This is a genomic window from Corallococcus sp. AB049A (assembly GCF_003668885.1).
GTDB lineage: Bacteria > Myxococcota > Myxococcia > Myxococcales > Myxococcaceae > Corallococcus > Corallococcus interemptor.
The window spans coordinates 1-1,307 of the sequence record NZ_RAWL01000796.1 but is presented as its reverse complement, the minus strand read 5'-3'; the positions used below and the strand labels follow the sequence as shown (position 1 = coordinate 1,307).

The window sequence follows — 1,307 nt, the reverse complement described above, 5'->3', positions numbered from 1 at the left end:
TCGGATCCCCCAGCGGCGTCGCGGTGCCATGGGCCTCCACGTAGCCCACGGCCTCCGGAGACACGCCCGCGTTGGCCAGCGCCTGGGAAATCACGGCCGCCTGTCCCTGCACGCTGGGCGCGGTGAAGCCGGACTTGTTCCGGCCATCGTTGTTCAGCGCCGAGCCCCGGATGACGGCATAGATGTCATCCCCATCCCGGATGGCGTCCTCCAGGCGCTTGAGCACCACCGCGCCCACGCCATTGCCGGGCAGCGTCCCCTGGGCCCGAGCGTCGAACGCACGGCAGTGTCCATCCGGAGAGAAGATGAGCCCTTCCTGCGCCACGTAGCCCGTGCGCTGCGGGACCGACAACCGCGTGGCTCCCGCGAGCGCCACGTCGGACTGGCCGCCCCGCAGGCTCTGACAGGCCAGGTGCACCGCGACCAGGCCCGTGGAGCACGCGGTGTAGAGCAGCGTGCTCTCACCGGTGAGCCCCAGCTTGAAGGACGCCTTCGTCGGCAGGCTCTCGTGCGTGGCGGTGCCGTTCAGCTCGAAGAAGGACGCCGCGTCCAGCGGCATGGCCTGCCGCACGGCCTCCGCGTACCCGGAGGCCGCGGCGCCCGCGTACAGCGAGATGGCACCGGGGTAGCGGTCCGGATTGATGCCCGCGTCCTCCAGCGCGGCCCAGGCCGTCTGGAGGAACAGCCGCTGCTGCGGATCCGTGAACTGCGCCTCGCGCAGCGACATGTCGAAGAACGCGTGGTCGAACGCGTCCACGTCGTCCAGGACGCCGCCGGCCGGAACGAACGACGGGTGGTACCAGAGCTCGAACCCCTCCGGCAGCGAGGGCAGGTGCTCCAGCTCCTCCGGTGTGAAGCGCGAGATGGACTCCACGCCTTCACGCAGGTTGCGCCAGAACGCCTCCACCGTCCGAGCCCCGGGGAACTGTCCCGCCATGCCGATGATGGCGATGGAGCCGGACGTGCCGGCCTTCGACGCCTCACGAGGGCGGTGGCCCGTCGCGGTGGGCGAGGGCGCTCCCGGAGACCGTGCCTCTTGCTCCAGCCGCTGGGCCAGCGACTCCACCGTCGGGTGTTCGAACAGCCAGACCACGGGCACGTCGCGGCCCAGCGTCTCCTTGAGCCGCGAGGCGAGCCGCATCACCGACAGCGACGTGCCGCCCAGATCGTTGAACAAGTGGTCCTGCGTGCCCACCCGGTCGGCCCCCAGCTCGCGGGCCCACGTGGAGGCGATCCGCTCCTCCAGCGGATGGGAAGGCGCCACGTAGCGCTCGCGCCGGCCGGTGGCCTCCGAGTCCGGTGCGGGC

The 1,307-nt window shown here is 71.5% G+C and carries 1 protein-coding gene; it reads right to left on the bottom strand.

The window, feature by feature from the left end:
- A partial coding sequence (locus tag D7X55_RS39455; RefSeq protein WP_233610373.1) for a polyketide synthase occupies positions 1–1,307 on the bottom strand: 1,307 nt, incomplete at both ends.